Annotated in this window: 17 protein-coding genes; 13 read left to right on the top strand and 4 right to left on the bottom strand. The window is 63.5% G+C overall.

Translation table 11 applies throughout. The features are described from left to right. Positions 1-81: 81 nt before the first annotated feature. Positions 82-879 (bottom strand): ABC transporter substrate-binding protein, encoded by a 798-nt coding sequence (locus LN996_RS09140; protein WP_231340078.1) that lies wholly within the window; start codon positions 877-879, stop codon positions 82-84. Between the two features lie 158 nt (positions 880-1037). After that, a complete protein-coding gene (locus LN996_RS09135) occupies positions 1038-2393 on the bottom strand; it encodes an isochorismate synthase MenF (RefSeq protein ID WP_231340077.1) in 1356 nt (451 codons plus the stop codon). Positions 2394-2484: 91 nt separating this feature from the next. On the opposite strand from LN996_RS09135, the gene LN996_RS09130 reads away from it, so the two are divergent. The 4 genes from LN996_RS09130 (at position 2485) to LN996_RS09115 (ending at position 7191) form a co-directional block, all read left to right on the top strand. After that, positions 2485-3246 carry a demethylmenaquinone methyltransferase gene (locus LN996_RS09130; RefSeq protein ID WP_090817170.1) on the top strand — a complete coding sequence of 254 codons (762 nt, stop codon included), beginning with the start codon at positions 2485-2487 and terminating at the stop codon, positions 3244-3246. A 29-nt stretch (positions 3247-3275) separates the two neighbouring features. Then, positions 3276-4619, top strand: coding sequence for a geranylgeranyl reductase family protein (locus tag LN996_RS09125; RefSeq protein WP_231340076.1), 1344 nt, complete (start codon positions 3276-3278; stop codon positions 4617-4619). Between the two features lie 9 nt (positions 4620-4628). Next, positions 4629-5732 carry a polyprenyl synthetase family protein gene (locus tag LN996_RS09120; RefSeq protein ID WP_231340075.1) on the top strand — a complete coding sequence of 368 codons (1104 nt, stop codon included), beginning with the start codon at positions 4629-4631 and terminating at the stop codon, positions 5730-5732. Between the two features lie 586 nt (positions 5733-6318). Beyond that, positions 6319-7191: a type IV toxin-antitoxin system AbiEi family antitoxin domain-containing protein gene (locus LN996_RS09115; protein ID WP_231340074.1), complete on the top strand. Its 873-nt coding sequence runs from the start codon at positions 6319-6321 to the stop codon at positions 7189-7191. Between the two features lie 181 nt (positions 7192-7372). On the opposite strand, the gene LN996_RS09110 is transcribed toward LN996_RS09115, so the two are convergent. After that, entirely contained in the window at positions 7373-7795 is a 423-nt protein-coding gene (locus LN996_RS09110; protein WP_159700898.1) for a hypothetical protein, read from the bottom strand. A gap of 13 nt (positions 7796-7808) precedes the next feature. Beyond that, positions 7809-8480, bottom strand: coding sequence for a trimeric intracellular cation channel family protein (locus tag LN996_RS09105; protein ID WP_159700895.1), 672 nt, complete (start codon positions 8478-8480; stop codon positions 7809-7811). Here LN996_RS09105 and LN996_RS09100 point away from each other — a divergent pair, their 5' ends adjacent. The 9 genes from LN996_RS09100 to LN996_RS09060 all read left to right on the top strand — a co-directional run bounded on the left by LN996_RS09100 (position 8481) and on the right by LN996_RS09060 (position 18387). Continuing rightward, positions 8481-9248, top strand: coding sequence for a sirohydrochlorin chelatase (locus LN996_RS09100; RefSeq protein WP_231340073.1), 768 nt, complete (start codon positions 8481-8483; stop codon positions 9246-9248). 154 nt (positions 9249-9402) lie between these two features. Beyond that, positions 9403-11145 carry a nitrite/sulfite reductase gene (locus tag LN996_RS09095; protein WP_231340072.1) on the top strand — a complete coding sequence of 581 codons (1743 nt, stop codon included), beginning with the start codon at positions 9403-9405 and terminating at the stop codon, positions 11143-11145. After that, a complete protein-coding gene (locus tag LN996_RS09090; protein ID WP_231340071.1) occupies positions 11142-11894 on the top strand; it encodes a phosphoadenylyl-sulfate reductase in 753 nt (250 codons plus the stop codon). Before LN996_RS09095 ends, LN996_RS09090 begins: the two co-directional genes overlap by 4 nt. Next, on the top strand, positions 11891-12850 hold the full coding sequence (gene cysD / locus LN996_RS09085) for a sulfate adenylyltransferase subunit CysD (RefSeq protein ID WP_231340070.1): 960 nt from the start codon (positions 11891-11893) through the stop codon (positions 12848-12850). The genes LN996_RS09090 and cysD overlap by 4 nt, the downstream gene beginning before the upstream one ends. Beyond that, a complete protein-coding gene (locus tag LN996_RS09080; protein WP_231340069.1) occupies positions 12851-14263 on the top strand; it encodes a sulfate adenylyltransferase subunit 1 in 1413 nt (470 codons plus the stop codon). Positions 14264-14364: 101 nt separating this feature from the next. Further along, a complete protein-coding gene (gene mmuM / locus LN996_RS09075) occupies positions 14365-15318 on the top strand; it encodes a homocysteine S-methyltransferase (RefSeq protein WP_231340068.1) in 954 nt (317 codons plus the stop codon). A gap of 155 nt (positions 15319-15473) precedes the next feature. Further along, positions 15474-16625, top strand: a complete 1152-nt coding sequence (locus tag LN996_RS09070; protein WP_231340067.1) for an ABC transporter substrate-binding protein — start codon at positions 15474-15476, stop codon at positions 16623-16625. A 96-nt stretch (positions 16626-16721) separates the two neighbouring features. Further along, positions 16722-17453 carry an ABC transporter ATP-binding protein gene (locus LN996_RS09065; RefSeq protein WP_231340066.1) on the top strand — a complete coding sequence of 244 codons (732 nt, stop codon included), beginning with the start codon at positions 16722-16724 and terminating at the stop codon, positions 17451-17453. Then, entirely contained in the window at positions 17443-18387 is a 945-nt protein-coding gene (locus LN996_RS09060; protein WP_089595921.1) for an ABC transporter permease, read from the top strand. Before LN996_RS09065 ends, LN996_RS09060 begins: the two co-directional genes overlap by 11 nt. Positions 18388-18414: the final 27 nt, after the last annotated feature.

Below are 18414 nucleotides of genomic sequence, written 5' to 3'. Positions count from 1 at the left end.
TTCATGTTGCGCAGGTGGGGCCCCGAAACAACGTATCGTTTCGGGGCCCGCCTGCGTGGATCTCGGGAGCCGGGGCTCGGACTACTTGGTGGCTTCGCCGAACCAGGTGGTCTCGAACTTCTTCAGTGAACCGTCGTCGGTGATGCGCTTCAGTGTGGCGTTCACGGCATCCGCCATGGCGGTGTTGCCCTTCTTGATGGAGATGCCCAGCTTCTCGCCCGTTGCGTAGTCTTCGACACGCTTCAGGTTGGAGTCGTCCTTGATGGCGTAGCCCAGGACGGACTGGTTGCCGACTGCGGCGTCGATGGTGCCGGCCTTGAGGGCCTGGACCAGGAGGCCGGAGTCCTCGAACTGCTGGGCGTCGATTCCCTTGTCCTTGGCGTACTGGGCGCCGGTGGTGGCCTGCTGGACGCCCACCTTCTTGCCCTTGGCACCATCAAGGTTGCTGATGCCGGAGGACGAGGTGGCCACGAGGGTCAGGTCGTCATCCAGGTAAGGGGTGGAGAAGTCCATGACGCTCTTGCGGACGTCCGTGATGGAGATCGAGGAGATGGAAACGTCGCAGCCGGTCAGGGCGGTGCCGGTCTCGATGGCTTCGAAGGAGCTGTCCACCACGTTGAGTTCTGCCTTGGCGTCCTTGGCGATCTCAGCGGCGATGTCCATGTCGAAGCCGACAATCTTGCCGTCCTTCTGGAATTCGAAGGGCTCGTAGGGAACGTCCGAGCACACCGTGAGCTTGCCGGCATTGATGAGCTTGAGGCCCGAGGCATCCGTAGCCGCAGGGGTGGACGAGCCGCCACAAGCGGTGAGGGCCAGTGCGCCGGCTGCGAGCACGGCGGCAATCTTGGTGCCGGACAGAACCGAACGGGAGATCTGCATGTTGTTTACCTTTTGTTGCGGTGGATGCTGAACTGAGTCGGTTTTAGTGTAGCGCCGAACGTGAGATGTGCATCACAGGAAACGAAGTTTCACTATTGGATAACAAGTTTACCCACTTATCAACCACCCCAGCAGAAGGTCTGTCTGGGATCCCGGATTCAGCGGCGGATGCCCAGCGCCTCAAGCATCGGCCTGAACTTGGCCCACGTCTCGGCCAGTTCGGCCTCCGGCTGCGAGCCCTCCACAATGCCGCAGCCCGCGAAAAGGCGCACCGTGTTGGCGTCTTCGATGACCGCGCCACGGAGCGCGATACCCCATTCGCCGTTGCCGGCGGCGTCGAGCCAACCGACGGGTCCGGCGTACGGTCCGCGGTCCAAATGCTCGAGTTTCCGGATCAACGCTCCGGCCACCAGCGTCGGGGTTCCGCACACTGCAGCCGTGGGGTGCAGAGCGTTAATAAGAGCCAGGCAGGTGGGCACGTGTCCCTCAATGTCCGCCAACTCCGCCTTCACGTCCGAGGCCAGATGCCACACGTTGGGCAGCTCAAGAATGAACGGCTCGCTGTGGGAATTCATCGCCTCGGAGAAGGGCGCCAGCTGCCGTGTCAACGAATCTATGGCGATCTCGTGCTCGTGCCGCTGCTTCTCGGATCCAGCCAGGACGCGTTCGGCGTACGCCATGGGGGAGCCGTCCAAGCCATCGGCGTCGCGGCGGTCCAAGGTACCGGCCAGCACGCGGGCTTGTGCAGTGCGGCCCTCCACCTGGATCAGCATCTCGGGCGTCGCACCGACCAGTCCGTCCACGCCGTACGTCCAGCATTCGCGGTACCTTGCGGCCAGCTGGCGAAGTACCTCCGCAGCGTTGACGCCGTCCGGAAGGGTCGCGACGACGTCGCGCGCCAACACGAGTTTCTCCAGTTTCCCGGCGCGGATCTCGTCGACACCATTGGAAACGGCCTGCATCCACGCGGACTCGCTAAGGGAACCGTGGCTGAGGTGACCGCTCGAACCGTCCGCGGCAACAGCCTCAGGTGAGGGGGCGACGTCGGATCCTCCCGCCGCTGAATCCTCGCCGTTCGGTTCCGGCTCAGTCAGCCAGCGAGTCACGGAGGCGAGGACGCCGGCCTCGGTGAGGGGACCGTCGTCGAACGTTAGCTGGGTAGCCCAGGCACGGCCATCGCGGATGCCAACCACCAGTTCGGGGAGGATCAAACGTGAGACATGCGGGGACGTTTTGGAGAAAGCGAACGAGCCAAAAGCGACGGGACCGGTGCCCGGAAGGTCTACGTGGTCCGTGATTTCGGCCTCAAGAATGAGGTGCCGCCACCAGATATCGGCCTCAAGGAAACGCTCCGGGCCGGTGGCATTGAAGCGGGTCAGTTCGCCGTAGCCAACCAGGCCGGCCTCGCGGCGGGACCAGCACAGGACGTCGTCCCGCACCAGAAACGACGGCAGCCCCCCGGAGGATGAGTCAACATCGAGGGGGACTGTCAAGGTGCGGAGCGTGCTCGTCATGATGGAACAACAGTACTCCCGCGCGTAACCAGAATCTGAGCCGACTTCTACAGCGCAGCAAAGTCGGTTGAATGTCTGAGACAATTACAGGGTGAACCGAGCATCCTTGGAAAAGCGTCCGGACGAAGTTGCGACGATGTTTGATGATGTCGCCCCAAAATACGACGTCGTCAATGATGTCCTGTCCATGGGGCAGACCCGGCGTTGGCGCCGGATCGTGGTTGATGCCATGGACGTGAAGGTGGGCCAGAAGGTCCTGGACCTGGCAGCCGGAACGGGAACCTCCAGCGAACCCTATGCAGACGCTGGCGTGGACGTCGTGGCCTGCGACTTCTCATTGGGCATGCTCAAAGTTGGCAAGCGACGCCGCCCGGACATTGATTTCATTGCCGGTGACGCCACCAACCTGCCGTTTGCTGACAACAGCTTCGACGCATCCACCATCTCCTTCGGACTCCGCAACGTAGTGGAGCCCCGCAAGGCCCTCGAGGAGATGCTGCGCGTCACCAAGCCCGGCGGCCGCCTGGTCATCGCCGAGTTCTCCCACCCCGTGGTTCCGCTGTGGCGCAACCTCTACACCGAGTACTTGATGCGTGCACTGCCGGCCATCGCCACCAAGGTGTCCTCCAACCCGGATGCCTACGTGTACCTCGCCGAGTCCATCCGCGCCTGGCCGGACCAGGACCACTTGGCCCAGTGGCTCAGTGACGCTGGCTGGACGGACATCACTTACCGCAACCTCAGCGGCGGCATCGTCGCCGTCCACCGTGCACAGAAGCCCGCCGAGCACCGCGAAAGTGTCCCCGTAGCCAAGCTTCGCCGCCAGATCAAGCCGCGCCACCAGGCCGGCTGACTTCGTACTGCCTGCTGATTTAGGACGACGTGAAAGTACTGATAGTTGGCGCGGGCCCTGCCGGGTCCACCGCCGCGTATTACCTCGCCCAGGCGGGCATCGACGTCACGGTGCTGGAAAAGACCTCCTTTCCGCGTGAAAAGGTGTGCGGCGACGGCCTGACTCCCCGCGCTGTCCGCGAAATCCAGAAGCTCGGACTGCCGCACGCTGTTGAGGAAGGATGGCGCCGGAACAAGGGGCTGCGCCTGATTGCCGGTGGGCGCACCATCGAGCTGCCCTGGCCCGAGGTCTCCGACTTTCCCACCTACGGCCTGATCCGCACCCGTCTCGGGTTCGACGAAGACTTGGCCAGGCACGCCCAAGCCGCCGGCGCCGTCGTGCTGGAACGCCACAGCGTCACCTCGGCTTTGACCGCCGACGACGGTCGCGTCATCGGCGCGCGGGCGTCAATTCTCGACGACTCCGGACGCAAGACGGGCGAAACGCGCGACTTCCATGCCGACGTCGTACTAGCCGCCGATGGAAACTCGACGCGAACCGCCGTGTCGCTGGGCATGCACAAGCGCGACGACCGTCCGCTGGGTGTCGCTGTGCGCACTTATTTCACCTCGCCGCGGCACGAAGACGACTGGATGGAAGGCTGGCTGGAACTTCCCGGCAAGTCAGGCAAACCGCTTCCCGGCTACGGCTGGGTATTCGGTGTCGGCGATGGCACCTCCAACGTTGGCCTCGGCATCCTGAATTCGTCCAAGGAATTCGGCAAGCTCGACTACAAGCAGGTCCTTCGCGAATGGACGGCCGGCATGCCTCCTGAGTGGGGCTTTACCCCTGAGAACCAGGTGGGGGAGATCCGTGGCGCCGCACTGCCCATGGGCTTCAACCGCACGCCGCACTACTCACCCGGCCTGCTCCTGCTGGGCGACGCCGGTGGAATGGTGTCTCCGTTCAACGGCGAGGGCATCTCCTACGCGATGGAATCAGCCCGGTTCGCCGCAGAGTTCTTGATTGACGGCGCCGCGCGTTCGCGCTCAGCAGGCTGGACCGCCGACGACGCCGATGCCCACCTTTCGCGGTACGCGGACTACGTGCGGGACCAGTGGGGATCGCATTTCACGCTGGGACGTGCGTTTGCTGCGTTGATTGGCAAGCCTGCCGTGATGAAACTGGCGTTGCGCACGGGCATGCCCATTCCAGTGCTGATGCGTTTTGTGGTCCGCATGCTCGCCAACCTCACCGACCCTGCCGCGAAGGGCTTCGAAGACCGCGTGATCCGCGTCCTCGAGATGCTGGTTCCGGCCACGTCCAACACTTCCGCTGCCCGCGCCCTTACGCCGGCAGGCACCGACACCGCGGTTTCCGCAACAACTAGTTAGGGTTATTCCGTGACGAACTCTGCCGAACACAGCTGGACGCATGCCGGGCACGGCCTGCCGGACACCGTTGAGCCTGCTCCCAACACCACCGCGATTGCCACGGGACTCCAGTTGCCCGCCGGTTTTGCCGCCATCGCCGGCGACGCCGAGCTCGGCCCCGCCATCACCACCAACCTTGCCCGGGTTGAGAAGAAGCTCCGCGAAGCCATCTCCAACTCGGACCCCCTGGCTGACGCGACGTCGCGTCACCTGGTGGAAGCCGGTGGCAAGCGCATCCGTCCGCTCCTCACTCTGCTGTGTGCGCACCTCGGTGATGCTTCACGCCCCGAGGTTGTCCAGGCGGCCGTGGTTGTTGAACTCACGCACCTCGCCACGCTGTACCACGACGACGTGATGGACTCTGCTCCCTTCCGCCGCGGTGCACCCACGGCACATGAAGTATGGGGCAACTCCGTGGCCATCCTCACCGGTGACCTCATCTTCGCCCGAGCATCCATCTTGGTCTCCGAGCTCGGCTCCCGAGCCTTGGGCATCCAGGCCCGGACCTTCGAACGCCTGTGCCTTGGCCAGCTCCACGAAACCGTGGGACCGCGCGAAGACGAAGATCCCGTGGAGCACTACCTGTCCGTCATCGCTGACAAGACCGGCTCCCTGGTTGCGGCGTCCGGGCAACTCGGCGCGATCTTCGCAGGCGCAGACGAAGCCTACGAGGACCTGCTGGTTGAGTACGGCGAGAAGGTGGGCGTTGCCTTCCAGCTTGCCGACGACGTCATCGATGTCACTGGTGTGAAGGTCAAGTCCGGCAAATCCCCGGGCACCGACCTTCGCGAAGGCGTGCCCACGCTGCCCGTGTTGCTGCTGCGCCGCGATGCTGCCGCCGGGGATGCCTCTGCTGCTGCGCTCCTGGAATTGATCGACGGTGACCTGTCCTCCGACTCGGCCCTGGCCGAGGCCGTAGCCGGCCTGCGCGAGCATCCCGTCACCAACGAGTCGTGGAAGATCGCCCGCCAGTGGTCCGCCGAGGCCGTCGCTGCCCTGGCCCCGCTGCCCGAGGGCGTTGTGAAGGCATCGCTGACCAACTTCGCGCATGCAGTGGTGGACCGCAGCAGCTAATTTTTTTCCTTTGCTTTCGCAGGCGTCCGGTCTCATGTAGGCCGGACGCCTGTTTTTTGTTGTCCGGATTTCGGATGCAGGCCCGTCGTCGTCGTGAAACCTGTACCGTCACCACCTACTTTGAGTGTTCGAGCGTGGCGACTCGCCTGTGGTTACGGCGTGTTGGGCTGCTGGTGGAATCAAAGTGGGTGGTGGACGTACGCGGCCAAACTTGAGGTTCCGGAAAAACGGAATGGCCCCGGCTCGTTGCAACGTTACGAGTCATACGCTGCACCGAACCGGGACCACAATCTCCGTTCGCATCAGAACCACCGGAGGCATTTAGTGGATCCGTGAAAAGTTTATGACAACTCTGTCATATATGCAACTTTTTGGGTCAACGATTTTTTCCTCTATGCCGTGCGATTTACAGCGAAGCGCCGAACCTCCATCACCTACTTTGGATCACGGAGCGGGGGGACTCGCCGTACAGGGGGTGTGTCGCTACATTGCAGGCCCGCAAACTAGGTGGTGGAGGTACCCGTAGTTGTCCACATAGGGAACTTCCCGGCAGCCGCGGGGTCCTCGCCGAACCCAGCATGGCTGCATGGATATCAACGAATTCCTCCGCAGCCGGCACGGAGCAGCCAGAACGGAAACCCTCAGGAAGGCCGGCTTTACTCAGCGGGCACTGGCGAAGGCTGTCAGTGACGGGACAGCTGCTCGCTTACACCGTGGCGTCTATACCTCGGGCGACGCCGATCCCGACGTCGTTGCCGCCTTCCGGGCCGATGGCGTACTTACCTGTATCTCGGCCGCCCGGTTCTATGGTCTGTGGACTCTTGAGAGTGCAGAGGAACTCCATTTGAGCTGCAGCACCGGCCTGGCGAGGCGCCGTGTTGCGCACCACGGGGCCCGCCAGCACCCCGACCATCCGTACCTGCCGGTTGCCGGGGTGGCCGATGTCCTGATCCACGCGCTCCGATGTTTGCCTGAATTGGATGCACTCGTCTTGGTGCAGAGTGCGGTCAGCCTGGCGCTCCTCTCGACGGACTTCCTGAAGTCAAGGCTTCCGGGCAACAGGAACGGCCGGGTTCGCGCAACCTTGGATGCGGTTCTGCCCCGGTCCGACTCCCTGTTGGAGGTGTTGGCGCACACCCACTTCACCAGGGCTGGACTTGGGGTCCAGATGCACGCGGACGTCCCGGAAGTAGGTGAAGTGGACTGTCTGGTCAACGAATGCCTGATCGTTGAACTCGACGGCGGCACACACCTTGAGGGAAAACAGGTCAAGAAGGACCAATACAGGAACAACGCAGCCATGCGGATGGGGCTATTGAGCCTTCGCTACTACTACGCGGATGTCGTTCATCACCCGGAGAGGATGGTTGCCGAGGTCAAGGCAGTCCTGCGCAACAGGGAAGTTGGCCGCTACGCACCGGCACGGTACGCACCTGGGTGGGTTCCGCCGTCGTCGTGAGTTTGCGTCTCCCATGTACCGCCATCACCCACTTTGACGGCAATTCTCCAGCGACACACCACCTGAACGGCGTGTCAGGGCGTTTTCGACATCAAAGTGGGTGCTGGAGGCACACGGGTCACAACAAAATAGCCCCTTTCCCGACCAGGAAGTCAGGAAAGGGGCTGTTTTTTGCGGAAACTTAGTCTTCGTCGTTGAATGCCCATTCGAACATGTCGAACGCGAATTCGGAGAAGGTGCCCTCTTCGCTCTTCCACTGGCCGCGGGCGTTGTTGCGGCGCCAGACGATGGGGTCCGGGATGCCGAGATCGGCAGTGCGGAAGCCCCAGGTGAACTGTTCCTCTTCGTCTTCGAGGAACATGAGGAAACCTTCGTCATCGACCTCGAGTTCCTCGGGGTCCCAGAAGTAGTGGTATGCCTCCATGAGGTCCTCACAACCGCCGATTGCCAGGTAGAACTCGCGCAGAACCAGCGGGATGGTGAAGGAGTGATCGGCGAGGGCGTCATCCAGTTCGTCAGGCGTGAGGCCGTCTTCTTCCTGCCATTCATCCTCGAGATACTTTGGGACCAGCGCACGGAACTTCTCGAGGAACATGTCAGTCATGCTCTTATCCTAGCTAATCCCGGACGCCTGAAATTGCGCCTGTTCCACTGCCGGGGCGGTGCCATCCACGGACGGCCAACGGCACGTGCCAGCTGCGTCGCCACGCGATGACGCGGAAAGCGAAAACAACAGCTGCCACGATGCAGGCAGAGAGACCGCTGAAGATGCCCAGATGCCACAACAACGTGGTGAGTCCAGCCCCCACAAAGGCCGGCAAGGCATAGAGGTCGCGGGCATTGAACAGGGTAGGGATTTCATTGGCTGTGATGTCGCGGAGGAGCCCGCCGCCCACAGCGGTCGTGACACCCAGCAGGATTGCGGCCACCGGGTTCATTCCGGCACCCAGCGCCTTCAACGTCCCCGTGATGCAGAACAGAGCCAGCCCGCCGGCGTCGAACAGCGTGAGCAGGGATGTGAAGCGCTGGACCGAAGAAAACAGGAAGTAGACCAGCATCGCAGCCAGCAGCGGGGGAGCAAGATACGCAGGGTTTGTGAAGGCGATCGGGGGACCGGCGTTGATGACGATGTCACGGATCACGCCGCCACCCAGGGCGACGATGGAGCCGAGGAGCACTGAGCCTACGATGTCGAATTGTTTGCGGGCGGCCAACAGGGACCCGGAGACCGCGAAGAAGAACACGCCTACCAGGTCAAGCCAGAGAAGGACGATGTCGATGGAAATCAAGTGGACGGGTTCTTTCTGGGTACGGCTCTCAACAGATGCTGGCTCAACGTTACGCTAGCTCCCATGAACAGCCCCGTTTTGATCGCGTGCGCCCACGGAACCCGCAACGCCGAAGGCCAGGCAGCCATCCGCCGGGTCATGGCTGAAATCGAAGCCCTCCGTCCCGGATTGCAGGTTCTGGAGGCATACGTTGACGTGCAGGAACCCGAGTTGTCCGGTGTGGTGGAAAACATGCCCGGGGGGACTGCCGCCGTCGTCGTACCGCTTTTGCTGTCCACTGGCTTCCACGTCAAGGTGGACGTGCCCAAGGCGATCAAGAGCCGGCCCGAAGTTGTGGCTGCCCGGCCGCTCGGCCCCGATGCGCGGCTTGCCGAGCTGCTCGCCACCCATCTGCGCGCCGCTGGACTGAATGACGACGACGGCGTGCTGCTGGCTGCCGCGGGATCGTCCCTCCCTGACGGCTCCGTGGACTCGGAAGAGCAAGCGCGATTGCTCGCCGAGCTGCTGCCGAACAAGGTGCGGGTGGCCTATGGCGCCAGCGCCCAGCCAACAGTGCCCGACGGCGTCGCCTCCTTGCGTGCGGAACTCGCCTCTGATGGTGGGACAGGAAGGGTCTTCATCTCCTCCTACCTGCTGGCTACCGGTTACTTCCACGACCAGCTGGCCAAGGCCGGAGCAGACATTGTTACGGCACCCCTGCTGCCGTCGCAGGTGCTCGCTGAGATCGCCTTGGAACGCTACGACGCCGTAGTTGGCAACCCTTCCTGACGCGCAAGCAAGGGGTGGCTAAACCCGGCGGGAACCTGCATAAGTAGCGTCCTTGAACAAGGTCCGGAACCCCTTCGTGACGAAATGTTTCCCTAGGTGACTTAGCGTTTCCGGACCTTTGCTGGCGAAAACTGGCCAGACCTACAGTCGAGATATGACAGATACAGCTGTAGCCGGTGCGTCCGCGGACACCGCAGTTCCCTCGCGCCCAGCACGCACCCGCCCTGCCGCCAAGCCACACGGCCAGTGGAAGGTTGACGGCACCGCGCCCCTGAACGCCAACGAAACCTGGAAGCAGGAAGACAGCGGACTCAACGTCCGTGAGCGGATTGAGTCTGTCTACTCCAAAGAAGGCTTCGACTCGATCGACGGCACGGACCTTCACGGCCGCTTCCGCTGGTGGGGCCTCTACACCCAGCGCAAGCCCGGGATCGACGGCGGCAAGACGGCAACCCTTGAACCGCACGAGCTCGAGGACAAGTACTTCATGCTGCGCGTGCGTATCGACGGCGGTGCGCTCACCACTGAGCAGTTGCGCGTCATTGGCCAGATCTCCGTGGACTTCGCCCGCGGCTCGGCCGACCTCACGGACCGCCAGAACATTCAGTTGCACTGGATCCGCGTTGAGGATGTGCCGGAGATCTGGCGCCGCCTTGAAGGCATCGGTCTGTCCACCACAGAGGCCTGCGGCGACGTTCCCCGCGTTATTCTTGGCTCCCCGGTTGCGGGCATCGCCAAGGACGAGATCATCGATCCCACGCCACTGATCCACGAGCTCGCCGAGCGTTTCATCGGTGACCCCGAGCTGGCTAACCTGCCGCGCAAATACAAGACCGCCATCACGGGCCACCCGTCCCAGGACGTGGTGCACGAGATCAACGACTTCGCCCTGGTAGGCGTGGTCCACCCCGAGCACGGTGCCGGTTACGACCTCTGGGTTGGCGGCGGCCTGTCCACCAACCCGCGCCTGGCCGAACGCCTCGGTGTGTTCGTCTCCGCCGATGTTGCAGCTGAAGTATGGCTTGGCGTCACCAGCATCTTCCGCGATTACGGTTACCGCCGCATGCGCACCAAGGCCCGCCTGAAGTTCCTCATGAACGACTGGGGTCCGGCGAAGTTCCGCCAGATCCTTGAAGACGAATACCTCGGCTTCAAGCTTCCGGACGGCCCTGCCGCTCCGAAGCCCACGGCTCCCGGAGACCACATCGGCGTCCACGAGCAGAAGGACGGCAAGTTCTTCATCGGTGTGACCCCGACTGTGGGCCGGACCTCCGGCGAGGCACTTGTCACGCTGGCGGACACCTTGGAGAAGCATGGCAGCTACCGCCTGCGCACTACGCCGCACCAGAAGCTGGTCATCCTTGACGTTGCGAAGGAACAGGTTGAGCCCCTGATCGCTGAACTGGACACGTTGGGCCTCTCCGCCCGTCCGTCCGTGTTCCGCCGCGGCACCATTGCCTGCACGGGCATCGAGTTCTGCAAGCTGGCCATCGTGGAAACCAAGGTCACAGCCGCAACGGCCATCGCTGAACTCGAACGCCGCCTGGCCGACCTCGTGGAGACCAAGCAGCTGCCCTCGGCACTGTCCCTCCACATCAACGGCTGCCCGAACTCCTGCGCTCGTATCCAGACGGCCGATATCGGCCTGAAGGGCATGATGCTGCCAACGCCCGACGGCGACCCCACCCCGGGTTTCCAGGTCCACTTGGGTGGCGGGCTGGCGAACGACGAGCGCGAGGAAGCCGGTTTGGGACGTACCGTCCGTGGCCTGAAGGTCACGGTGGAAGACCTGCCCGATTACGTGGAGCGCGTGGTCCGTAAGTTCGTCGCCGTTGGCGCCGAGGGCCAGACCTTCGCAGAGTGGGCACACTCCGCAGACGAAGGAGATCTCCAATGACAGATCCCGTCACTATTACCAACCTCGCCAGTGCAGCAGCCCGGCCGGCGCTGCGTTCCCACGAAGAGCTCAAGGCCCTGGCTGAAGCCGGAGCCGCTGAACTCGGCTGGAACGCCCCTGCCCGGGACGTCATCGCCTGGGTGGCCCGCAACTTCGAACTGCCCACAGTGACGGTGGCCTGCTCCATGGCCGACGCCGTCCTGCCGGCCTTGGTCGCTGACCAGCTTCCCGGCGTCGACGTCTTGTTCCTGGAGACCGGCTACCACTTCAAGGAAACGTACGAGACCCGCGACGAAGTCGCAGCAAACCTCCGCGTCAACGTGGTGGACGTTCTTCCGGAAAGCACCGTGGAGCAGCAGGACCGCCTGCTTGGCAAGGACCTGTTCGCCCGCGACCCCGCCCAGTGCTGCGCGCTGCGCAAAGTCCAGCCCCTGCGCCGTTCGCTGGCCGGTTATGAAGTGTGGTTCACCGGGGTCCGACGTGACGAGGGACCTACACGAACCAACACGCCGGTGGTCACCTGGGATGAGGGTTTCGGCCTGGTCAAGGTGAACCCGATGGTCGATTGGACCTTCGATCAGCTGATCGAGTACTCCGAGGACAACATCCTTCCGGTCAACCCCCTCTTGAGCCAGGGCTACCCGTCCATCGGCTGCCAGCCCTGCACCCGCAAAGTGGCCCCGGGCGAAGACCCCCGAGCCGGCCGCTGGGCAGGATCCGACAAGACAGAATGCGGACTACACACATGAGCACGTACACAACAGAGGAGTCCACGGTGGAAGTTGCAGCGGCAGTCGACGCCCCTTCAGCGGAGCGTCTCTCCAGCCTGGACACCCTCGAGTCCGAAGCGATTCATATCATCCGCGAGGTTGTCGCCGAGTTCGAGAAGCCCGCGCTGCTGTTCTCCGGTGGCAAGGACTCCGTGGTCATGCTGCACCTTGCCACGAAGGCGTTCTGGCCGGGCAAGGTTCCGTTCCCCGTCCTGCACGTGGACACGGGGCATAACTTCCCCGAGGTCATTGACTTCCGGGACCGTACGGTGGAGCGCCTGGGCCTGAAGCTGGTTGTCGGCTCGGTCCAGGAGTTCATTGACCGCGGCGAGCTGGCCGAGCGTGCCGATGGCACCCGCAATCCGCTGCAGACTGTTCCCTTGCTTGATGCGATCCAGAAAAACAAGTTCGACGCCGTCTTTGGCGGCGGCCGCCGTGATGAGGACAAGGCCCGCGCCAAGGAGCGCATCTTGAGCCTCCGTGACGAATTCGGCCAGTGGGATCCGCGCAACCAGCGCCCCGAGCTGTGGAACCTGTACAACGGCCGCCACACGGTGGGCCAGCATGTCCGTGCGTTCCCCATCAGCAACTGGACCGAGCTGGACATTTGGCGCTACATCGAGCGAGAGAACATCGAGCTCCCGGGCCTCTACTACGCCCACGAGCGCGAAGTTTTCGCCCGCGACGGCATGTGGCGGGCAGTGGGCGAGGTTTCCCAGCCGCTGCCGCACGAGGACGTCATCACCAAGCTGGTCCGGTACCGCACGGTAGGCGACATGTCCTGCACCGGTGCTGTTGAGTCCGATGCACGCACCGTGGCCGACGTCGTTGTTGAAGTCGCTGCCTCCACCCTGACCGAACGTGGCGCCACCCGAGCAGATGACCGCATCTCCGAGGCCGCCATGGAAGACCGCAAGAAGGACGGCTACTTCTAAATGAGCACCGAAACCGCACTCCTGGACGCCGGACTCAACTCCGAGGCGCTTCCGTCCACGCTCTTCCGTTTCGCGACTGCCGGCTCGGTGGACGACGGCAAGTCCACTTTGGTGGGCCGCCTCCTTCACGATTCGAAGGCGATTCTTGCTGACACGCTCGACGCCGTTGCCCGCACCTCTGCGGACCGCGGCTTCGGCGGGGAAAAGGGCGGGATCGACCTCGCCCTCCTGACCGACGGCCTGCGTGCCGAGCGCGAGCAGGGAATCACCATCGATGTGGCCTACCGCTACTTCGCAACGGACCGCCGCAGCTTCATCCTGGCGGACTGCCCCGGCCACGTTCAGTACACCAAGAACACGGTGACCGGCGCGTCCACTGCGGATGCCGTCGTCGTACTCATCGACGCCCGTAAGGGTGTCCTGGAGCAGACCCGCCGGCACCTGTCCGTGCTGCAACTGCTGCGCGTTGCCCACGTGATTGTGGCCGTGAACAAGATCGACCTGGTGGACTTCAGCGAGCAGGTGTTCCGCGACATCGAAGCGGACGTGCAGAAGGTTGCCCGCGAGCTTGGCCTTGGGTCTGATGGTGTGGCCGACTTGCTGGTGGTTCCCGTTTCGGCGCTGGACGGCGACAACGTGGTGGACCGCTCCGAGCGCAGCCCTTGGTACACCGGTCCAGCGCTGTTGGAGGTCCTCGAAACCCTCCCGGCGGCTGACGAGCTTGAGGCAGACCTGGAGAGCTTCCGTTTCCCGGTCCAGCTGGTGATCCGTCCTCAGGGTGCCTTGGCTCCGGATGCTGTTGCTGCCGGGCTTGATGTGGAGGCGTACCGCGATTACCGTGCCTATGCAGGCCAGATCACTGAGGGCTCGGTGAAGGTTGGCGACGAAGTTTCCGTTATCAGCCCGGGTCACGAGCCGCGCACCACCACCGTTGTGGGCATCGATTTCGCTGGCCAGTCGCTGGACGAGGCTGCCGCTCCGCAGTCGGTGGCTGTCCGTTTGGCTGACGAGATCGACATCGCCCGTGGCGACACCATCGCCGCCGCCGGCACGGTCCGCGAGAGCACTGCTGACCTGTATGCGTCGTTGGCTTGGCTCTCGCCGAAGCCGCTCCGCGAAGGCCAGAAGGTCCTGGTCAAGCACGGTACGCGCACTGTGCAGGCCTTGGTCCGCAACGTCACTGGCAAGCTGGACCTGGCCACCTTCAACGTGGAGCCTGCGTCCAACCTGGAGCTCAACGACATCGGCCATGCGCAGCTGCGACTGTCTGCTCCGTTGCCGTTGGAGAACTACCTGCACCACCGGCGCACGGGCGCTTTCCTGGTGATCGACCCCATCGACGGCAACACCCTTGCCGCCGGCTTGGTCAAGGACCACCCAGGCGACCACGAAGACGAACGTTACGTCATCTAGGGTCACACGTAGTCACAAAACCGCAGCTTGTTCGCGACTCCTCACGTTGTACGGCGGGAATTTCGAACAGGCTGCGGTTTTCTTTTTTTGGGGAAGGACCCATGCCACAGAACACCTCGCTCAGCACTCTCCTCAACGCCGGCAAGGACCTGGTCCTGGACGGTGCGTTAGCCACGGAATTGGAGGCCCACGGCTGCGACCTGGAAGACGCGTTGTGGTCTGCCAAGGTCCTGCTGGAGCAGCCGCACCTGATCAAGCAAGTCCACCGCGACTACTTCGACGCCGGTGCCTCCGTAGCCATCACGGCCAGCTACCAGGCCACTCCGCAGGGCTTTGCGCGGCGCGGGTTGTCCGTTGACGAGTCGTTGGAGTTGGTGGCATTGAGCGTCCGGCTGGCCGACGAAGCCCGCCAGGAAGCCTTGGCGGAGGGGTCTGCGAGCGGCCCTTTGTTGGTGGCCGGATCCGTTGGACCCTACGGCGCTTACCTCGCCGATGGCTCCGAATACCGTGGGGACTACACGCTTTCCGCCGCAGAATTCCAGGATTTTCACCGCCCCCGTATTGCGGCGCTGGTGGAGGCCGGGGCCGATTTCCTGGCGTGCGAGACCCTGCCGTCGTACGCCGAAGCGGAGGCGCTGTTGGCGCTCGTGGCGGAGTTCGACGTCGAATCCTGGTTTACGTTTACGCTGCGGGACAGCAGCCACATCAGTGATGGAACGCCCCTTGCGGACGTCGCTGCGCTGCTGCGCGCGGAACCGCGGGTGGCCGCCGTCGGGGTCAATTGTGTGCCGCTGGAACTGGTGACGGACGCGCTGGGCACCCTGCAGCAGTCCTCCGACAAGCCGCTGGTGGCCTACCCGAATTCGGGGGAGACGTACGATGCCGTGACCAAGAAGTGGGGTCCGTCGAAGGGCGTTCAAGGCACCGGAACCTTGGCCGGCAACGCAGCTGTTTGGCAGGACCGGGGCGCCCATCTCATGGGTGGCTGCTGCCGCACAACTCCGCGCGACATTGAAGCCCTCGCGGCGAATATGACGCCACGTGAACCCGCGTGAACCTTGATTTCTACGGGATTGAAGCCGAAATATGACAGTCCCTACTGTGAAGGCATGACCTCTCCGGAATGGTCCTTGCTTGCCCTCGACGGGCGATGTCACGGGGCCTGATCTTCGCCCCGCTCGCATCCCACATCTCCTAAGGACCCACCCTCATGTCGAACACTCCCGAGTCACAGAAACCCGATTCCGGTACCACCCGCATCGTCGCCGGTGAGACCGCATCCAAGCCCAAGCGCCGCCGCACCCTGGAAATCGGCCTGGCCGTCGGCCTGGTGCTGCTGATCGGTGCAGGCGCCGCCGTTGCTTCCGCTGTTTCGCAGAACAACCAGGCCGCCCCGGCCCCCACCACGTCGCCGGCTGCTGAGCTGAAGCTCGGTTACTTCAGCAACGTCACCCACGGCCCGGCGCTGGTAGGTACCAGCAAGGGCCTGATCGCCAAGGAACTCGGCGACACCAAACTCAGCACCCAGGTCTTCAACGCCGGCCCGGCCGCGATCGAAGCCTTGAACGCCGGCGCCATCGACGCCACCTACATCGGCCCGAACCCGGCCATCAACTCCTTCGTCAAGAGCAAGGGCGAGTCCATCAGCATCATCGCCGGTGCAGCGTCCGGCGGTGCGCAGTTGGTGGTCAAGCCGGAGATCAACTCCGCGGCCGATCTCAAGGGTAAGATCCTCAGCTCCCCGCAGCTCGGAGGAACCCAGGACGTGGCTCTCCGCGCCTGGCTTGGTGGCCAGGGTTTCAAGACCAACACTGATGGCAGCGGCGACGTCAACATCAACCCGACCGAAAACGCCCAGTCGCTGAAGCTCTTCCAGGATGGAAAGCTCGACGGCGCGTGGTTGCCTGAGCCGTGGGCCTCCCGCCTGGTGCTCGAAGCAGGAGCGAAGGTCCTGGTTGACGAGAAGGACCTGTGGGAAAACGGTGACTTCACCACCACCATCCTGATCGTGAACAAGAAGTTCGCTGCCGAACACCCGGAAACCGTGAAGGCCCTCCTGAAGGGCCACGTGGAATCCGTGAACTGGCTCAATTCGGCTTCCGCTTCGGAGAAGGCGACCACCATCAACGCGGTCCTCAAGGACACGGCAGGCAAGCCGCTGCCGGCCAACGTGATTGAGCGTGCGCTCCAGAACATCAAGTTCACTACCGACCCGCTGGCCGGGACGTACAACAAGCTGTTGGAGGACGGTGTCAAGGCCGGGACCACCCAGCAGGCCGACATCAACGGCATCTTCGATCTCCGCACCTTGAACGAGGTTGAAGGCAAGAAGACCTCAGCCGCAGGTCTTGGCCAGGACTAAGCAGTAACGGGCTGGTCCGCTTCCCCTCCGAATCATGGGGGAGCGGGCCGGCTTTTGGCCGCATCAGCTCTACCAATCAACATGAAGGACGGGACCATGCCAGTCGTACTCGAGAACCTGGGCAAACGCTTCGGCGACGGCGCCCCGGTGCTGGACGACGTCAACGCCACCATCGCTCAAGGCGAGTTCGTCGCCCTCCTCGGTGCGTCCGGCTGCGGTAAGTCCACCTTGCTGAACATCATGGCGGGACTGGAACCGCCGACGTCGGGCGCTCTTGAAGTACCCAGCGACGGCGCGGCCTTCATGTTCCAGGACGCGGCCTTGTTCCCGTGGCTGACGGCACGCGGCAACATTGAGTTGGCGTTGCAGCTGGCAGACAAGTCCAGCACGAAGGCGAGCCGGCGTGCCCGTGCCGCCGAGCTGTTGGAACTGGTGCACCTGGGCGGCGCGGGGGATAAGCGTCCCCACGAACTGTCCGGCGGCATGAGGCAGCGCGTCGCGTTGGCCCGTTCCTTGGCCCAGGATCGGCAGTTGCTGCTGATGGATGAGCCGTTTGCTGCCCTCGATGCGATCACCCGCGATCTTCTGCATGACGAGCTGGAGCGGATCTGGAAGGAAACGGGCCGGACCATCGTGTTCGTGACGCATAACGTGCGCGAGGCTGTTCGTCTGGGTCAGCGCGTGCTGCTGTTGTCCTCGCGTCCTGGTCGGGTGGTGGCCGAGTGGGATGTCACCGAGGAACACCGTACCGATGCCGGCCGTGCCGGGGAGCTGACCGGTGTCATTACCCGCCGTCTTCGCGAGGAGATCCGCCGCCATGCCAAGTAACCCCATCACCACCGAAGAGCGGACCCTTCCCGTGACTGAATCCAAAGAGCACATCACCTCGCCGTCGTTGAAGGGCAATGCCTCGGAACTCCGGGACCTCGAAGCGGGCCTGGATAACCTCCAGTCGGACACGGGCCGCAAGCGCGGTATCGAATGGAAGCGGGTGCTGCTGCCCGTCGCTGCGCTTGTGGTGCTTATCCTCGCGTGGCAGTTCTATGTTTCGCTGGGGTTCAAGCGCCGCGACCTGGTACCGGGACCGTTGGACGTGCTCACCCAGTTCGTGACGATGTGGGGCGAGGGCAAAGTCCAGGAAGCTGTGTGGACCTCGCTGCAGCGTGGCGTGATCGGCTTCCTGATCTCCGTAGTCATCGCCACCCCCGTGGGGTTGATTCTGGCTCAGGTGGCTCCCTTGCGTCGTGCGTTCGGGCCGCTGATTTCCGGGCTGCAGGTGCTCCCTTCCGTGGCGTGGGTTCCTGCCGCGATCATCTGGTTCGGACTGACCGATGCCACCGTCTACTTCGTGGTGTTCATGGGCGCTATTCCGTCCATCATCAACGGGCTGATCTCGGGTGTGGACCAGATCCCGCCGCAGTACCGCAGTGTGGGCACCGTGCTTGGCGCGAACCGGCTCCAGATGGCGTTGCAGATCGTCCTCCCGGCCGCGCTTCCCGGCTACATCGGTGGTTTGAAGCAGGGCTGGGCTTTCTCCTGGCGTTCCCTCATGGCGGCGGAAATCATCGCAGTGGGCGGCACGATCGGCTTCGGGCTGGGCTCCTTGCTGGATCAGGGCCGTTTGCTCTCCGATATGACCATCGTGATGTCCGCGATCCTGCTGATCCTGTTCGTGGGCATCCTGATCGAGCTCCTGGTGTTCGGGCCGATCGAAAAGCGACTGCTGCAGCGCCGGGGTTTGCTGGCGGGCAGCAGCCGCTAACCATTGGAGTTTTTGTACACTTAATGC

The sequence above is a fragment of the Arthrobacter sp. AK01 genome (genome assembly GCF_021109375.1).
Classification (GTDB): domain Bacteria; phylum Actinomycetota; class Actinomycetes; order Actinomycetales; family Micrococcaceae; genus Arthrobacter.
Note: the sequence above shows the minus strand (reverse complement) of the source record. Positions and strands in the feature narration are given on the sequence as shown.

Bases quoted from the DNA above. Each gene is read 5' to 3' on its own strand.
- LN996_RS09115 (WP_231340074.1), top strand. From the start codon at position 6,319: ATGGATATCAACGAATTCCTCCGCAGCCGGCACGGAGCAGCCAGAACG.
- LN996_RS09060 (WP_089595921.1), top strand. From the start codon at position 17,443: ATGCCAAGTAACCCCATCACCACCGAAGAGCGGACCCTTCCCGTGACT.
- LN996_RS09110 (WP_159700898.1), bottom strand. From the start codon at position 7,795: ATGACTGACATGTTCCTCGAGAAGTTCCGTGCGCTGGTCCCAAAGTAT.
- mmuM (WP_231340068.1), top strand. From the start codon at position 14,365: ATGCCACAGAACACCTCGCTCAGCACTCTCCTCAACGCCGGCAAGGAC.
- cysD (WP_231340070.1), top strand. From the start codon at position 11,891: ATGAGCACGTACACAACAGAGGAGTCCACGGTGGAAGTTGCAGCGGCA.
- LN996_RS09095 (WP_231340072.1), top strand. From the start codon at position 9,403: ATGACAGATACAGCTGTAGCCGGTGCGTCCGCGGACACCGCAGTTCCC.
- LN996_RS09140 (WP_231340078.1), bottom strand. From the start codon at position 879: ATGCAGATCTCCCGTTCGGTTCTGTCCGGCACCAAGATTGCCGCCGTG.
- LN996_RS09070 (WP_231340067.1), top strand. From the start codon at position 15,474: ATGTCGAACACTCCCGAGTCACAGAAACCCGATTCCGGTACCACCCGC.
- LN996_RS09065 (WP_231340066.1), top strand. From the start codon at position 16,722: ATGCCAGTCGTACTCGAGAACCTGGGCAAACGCTTCGGCGACGGCGCC.
- LN996_RS09090 (WP_231340071.1), top strand. From the start codon at position 11,142: ATGACAGATCCCGTCACTATTACCAACCTCGCCAGTGCAGCAGCCCGG.
- LN996_RS09135 (WP_231340077.1), bottom strand. From the start codon at position 2,393: ATGACGAGCACGCTCCGCACCTTGACAGTCCCCCTCGATGTTGACTCA.
- LN996_RS09080 (WP_231340069.1), top strand. From the start codon at position 12,851: ATGAGCACCGAAACCGCACTCCTGGACGCCGGACTCAACTCCGAGGCG.